Origin of the sequence: Ruminococcus callidus ATCC 27760, from assembly GCF_000468015.1 — a bacterium.
GTDB classification, from domain to species: domain Bacteria; phylum Bacillota; class Clostridia; order Oscillospirales; family Ruminococcaceae; genus Ruminococcus_C; species Ruminococcus_C callidus.
In genome coordinates this window covers 1-4,072 of record NZ_KI260386.1, presented here as the reverse complement: position 1 = coordinate 4,072, position 4,072 = coordinate 1, and the positions used below count along the sequence as shown (strand labels likewise).

The 4,072-nt window shown below is 50.8% G+C and carries 3 protein-coding genes; all 3 read right to left on the bottom strand.

The features are described 5' to 3' along the window. Positions 1-65: 65 nt before the first annotated feature. The 3 genes from htpG to RUMCAL_RS06245 all read right to left on the bottom strand — a co-directional run bounded on the left by htpG (position 66) and on the right by RUMCAL_RS06245 (position 3,932). A complete protein-coding gene (gene htpG / locus RUMCAL_RS06255) occupies positions 66-1,967 on the bottom strand; it encodes a molecular chaperone HtpG (RefSeq protein WP_021681825.1) in 1,902 nt (633 codons plus the stop codon). A 264-nt stretch (positions 1,968-2,231) separates the two neighbouring features. Then, the gene (locus RUMCAL_RS06250) at positions 2,232-3,113 is read right to left on the bottom strand and encodes a dockerin type I repeat-containing protein (protein WP_040647305.1); all 882 of its coding nucleotides are present in this window, start codon (positions 3,111-3,113) and stop codon (positions 2,232-2,234) included. Between the two features lie 168 nt (positions 3,114-3,281). Continuing rightward, positions 3,282-3,932 (bottom strand): HAD family hydrolase, encoded by a 651-nt coding sequence (locus tag RUMCAL_RS06245; RefSeq protein ID WP_040647304.1) that lies wholly within the window; start codon positions 3,930-3,932, stop codon positions 3,282-3,284. Positions 3,933-4,072 lie beyond the last annotated feature (140 nt).

The following is a 4,072-nucleotide window of genomic DNA, read 5'->3' as shown; positions in this document are numbered from 1 at the left end:
CCAGACGCTCTTTGTGCGGTATTGCCTTTATTCAGTGTTTTCTCAGGCTTGGACAGCCTGCAATTTTACATCAAGTCACAGATACGATTGGAGAATGCCACCGGATCTTCTACCGGCATGCCGGCAATCAGCAGAGCCTGATCGTACAGCAGCTTTGCGTAGTCGTCCAGCTTTGCACTGTCGCCAGTCTGGAGTTCCATCAGACGCTGATAGATCGGGTGTTCCGGATTGATTTCCAGAACAGTCTGTGCCTGCAACTTCTGTCCCTCGGTGCCCGGCATTGCGTTCAGCGTCTTTGCCATTTCCATAGAGAGTTCGCCCTCGCTGGACAGGCAGACCGGATGCGATTTCAGGCGGCCGGACAGCTTGACGTTGCCGACCTTGCCCTCCAGAGCCTTCTTGACAGCTTCCAGCATGTCCTTGCTGGATTCCTGCTTTTCTTCCAGTTCCTTCTTTTCCTCCTCAGATTCCAGATCGAGGTTGCTGTCCAGAACGGACTGGAACTGTTTCTCCTGATAGCCCTGCATCATGCGGATTGCGAATTCGTCCACATTCTCGGTGAAGTACAGGATCTCGTAGCCCTTATCCTTGACCTGTTCGGTCTGGGGCAGAGATTCAATGCGGGCAATGCTCTCGCCTGCGGCATAGTAAATCTTGTCCTGTCCCTCCGGCATACGGTCTACGTATTCTTTCAGGGATACCAGCTTGCCGTCCTTGGAGGACGGGAACAGCAGCAGGTCTTGCAGCAGATCTTTGTGCATGCCGTAGTCCTGATAGATGCCGTACTTCAGCTGCAAGCCGAATGCCTGATAGAACTTCTCGTATTTCTCCCGATCGTTCTTCATCATACGCTGGAGTTCATTCTTAATGGTACGCTCGATGCTCCGTGCGATCTGGCGAAGCTGTGCGTCGTGCTGGAGCATTTCTCTGGAAATGTTCAGGGACAGATCTTCGGAGTCCACCAGACCCTTGACAAAGCTGAAATAATCCGGCAGCAGATCTTCGCAGCGATCCATGATCAGCACACCGTTGGCATACAGCTGCAAGCCCTTTTCGTAGTCCTTGCTGTAGTAGTTGAACGGAGTATGGGACGGGATATACAGCAGGGCATCATAAGTAATGGTACCTTCGTTCCGCACATGCATATGGCACAGCGGATCCGTATAATCGCCGCACTTATCTTTATAGAAACTGTTGTATTCTTCTTCGCTGATCTCATTCTTGTTCTTATGCCACAGCGGCACCATGCTGTTCAATGTGACATTTTCCACATATTCCTCGTACTCGTCGGAATCCTCTTTCTTCCGGCTCTTGGTCATGTCCATACAGATCGGGAAGCGAATATAATCGCTGTACCGCTTTACCAGACTCTGAATTCGGTACTGGTCGAGGAATTCGCTGTAGTTTTCGCCGCCGTTGCCCTCTGCATCTGCTGCCACATCGTCCAGCAGTTCCAGTGTGATCTCCGTACCCACGGTATCCTTCTCGCAGGTATCCATGGTGTAGCCCTCTACGCCCTCGGACTGCCATACATACGCCTGCTTTTCGCCGAATGCCAGCGACTTGACTGTAACACGCTTGGAAACCATGAATGCGGAATAGAAGCCGACACCGAACTGCCCGATGATCTGGTTATCTTCTGCCAGATTGTTCTCTTTCTTGAACTGGAGCGAGCCGCTGTTGGCGATCGTGCCCAGATGCTCCTCCATTTCCGCCTTGGTCATGCCGATACCGTTATCGGTAATGGTCAGGGTGCGAGCATCCTTGTCCACAGCCAGTGTGATCTTGAAGTCGGACTTGTTCATGCCCACGCTGTCGTCCGTCAGCGACTTGAAATACAGCTTATCAATGGCATCGCTGGCGTTGGAGATCAGTTCGCGGAGAAAGATCTCCTTATGGGTATAGATCGAATGGATCATCATGTCCATCAGTTTTTTGGATTCTGCCTGAAATTGTTTCTGTTCCATTTGTTTCTGTTTGCACCGGAGAGCCTCTCGGCTCCGCGGCACATCTCCTTCCTTGTCAAAATCAATTGCAAAAATGCGAAATTAGCACTCTTGCTTTTTAAGTGCTAACACTATTATAGCACATGTGCTAGTTTCGTCAAGAGATATTCCGGAAAATTTACATTTTATTCAAATTTGTGATTGCCGCAAAAACAAAAAACGCACCTCTCTAACCAGAGAGATGCGTTCGTTCACGAATACAAATGATTCCGCAATCAGACGATGTTATTCCGCAGAAGTATCCGGCAGCGTGCTGATGTTGTGTACCAAGAACCGCATCAGAGAAACAGCGTCCTGTGCACTCACTTCCGTATCGGCGTTGCAGTCCGCATTTTGCAGCTGTGCATCGTTCAGTGCCACTGTGCCGTTTGCCGCCTTGTTCAGCAAGACCGCATCTTTCAGGTCTACAATGCCGTCCAGATTGACATCACCCAGAATGGACAGGTTCGATTCCTGTGTGGTGGTGACTGCCGGTGTGGTAGTGGTTTCAATTATCATGCCGCTGTTGTAGTCCGAATGCGGCAGCTGTCCCCAAACCAGATCGGTCTTGGTTTCGCCGAAGTTCAGGCTGTAGATCACGCCGCCGGTATACACCAGTTCCGCCGGCAGGCCGTCAACGATTGCACCGCCGAACCACATATCGTCCTGCTGTTCCAGAGCCGTTTCCACGCAGGCATAGGGTTTCAGATCTTTCTGAATCAGCCCCAGTGCCGGCGTTACCGACAGATTGCCGCAATAAACGCCGTCGCGATACAGCAAGATCCAGTAGGTGTAGGCATCTCCCGATTCCGGAACAGCCAGTTCCTGCGTATAGAAATCGTAATAGTGATACGGCGTGCTGTAAGTCAGGTCAGTGAGAGCGGAAACGCCCAGATCTTCGCACAATCTCTCGCGGGCAAGATCCGGATTCGGATCCTTCTGCAATGCTTCTTCCAACAGATCCAGTGCGTTCTGGGTGGTGTCCTTGGATTCGGGCATCTGTGCCAGACTGCTTGCACTGTTTCCCACTGTAGCATCTTCCTGTGCTGAAACCGGTGATAATCCAATCATTGCGGCAGAAAGTGTCAATGCCATCAAAGAAGACAGTATCCTTTTCGTTTTTTTCATAGAAATCACCCTTTCTTTTTCATTGCCCCAGACTGCAAACCCTTTCCTCACAGTCTGGGGAAATGCATCGATTTCATTTTTAGTATAACATAAAATCCCAGCAACGTCAATTTCTATTTCGCATAAAATTGTGCATATTTTTTTGTAAAATGCACAATTTTCTTATGATTAAAGCTCTCCGAACTTCTCCAAAAACTTCTGCACGCCCAGCAGGTTTTCCTGTACTGTTACTACCAGTTCCCGCAGTTCCAGATTCGGCTTCACCAAGTCCGGCACCATGATGACACGCAGATTTGCCGCCGCGGCACTGCGAATCCCGTTGGGCGAATCCTCTACCGCAAAGGACAGCCCCGCCGTAACCCCAATGGCATCGCATGCCATTTCGTAAATTTCCGGATCAGGCTTGCCGTGCTCCACCTGTTCGCCGGTGATGATCGCATCAAACAGGTCGGTCATGTGTGCCGCTTCCAAATGGTGCATGGTGCTCTCCCGACCAGTAGAAGTTGCCAGAGCCACACGCCACTCCTCCTGCCGCAGCCAGTGGAGCAGTTCCACCGCACCGGTTTTCACCGGCATACCGTCTGCGAGCAGCTGGTTCATGATCTCGTGATTCCGCTTGTGAAACGCAAGGTAATCCAAATCTGGATATTCCCTCTCGAAAAACGCCTTGGTATCGGCACGGTTCAACCCGCGGCACTGAGAAATGGCATCGTCTATCTGCGCAAAGCCCATTTCTTCAGCCGCCTGCCGCCAAGCCTGATCGCCGACACGCTCCGTGTCAAAAATTACGCCGTCCATATCAAAAATAATTGCTTTCATGCTGTTCCTCCTGTTGGTAAGAATTCCGATACCTTTATTATAACCGAATCGACATCGTTCTGTCAATATGAAAAAGCCGCCGGTGCGTGAAACACTGGCGGCTCTGATATGGTGGGCCATCGGGGACTCGAACCCAGGAC

Bases quoted from the DNA above. Each gene is read 5' to 3' on its own strand.
- htpG (WP_021681825.1), bottom strand. From the start codon at position 1,967: ATGGAACAGAAACAATTTCAGGCAGAATCCAAAAAACTGATGGACATG.
- RUMCAL_RS06250 (WP_040647305.1), bottom strand. From the start codon at position 3,113: ATGAAAAAAACGAAAAGGATACTGTCTTCTTTGATGGCATTGACACTT.
- RUMCAL_RS06245 (WP_040647304.1), bottom strand. From the start codon at position 3,932: ATGAAAGCAATTATTTTTGATATGGACGGCGTAATTTTTGACACGGAG.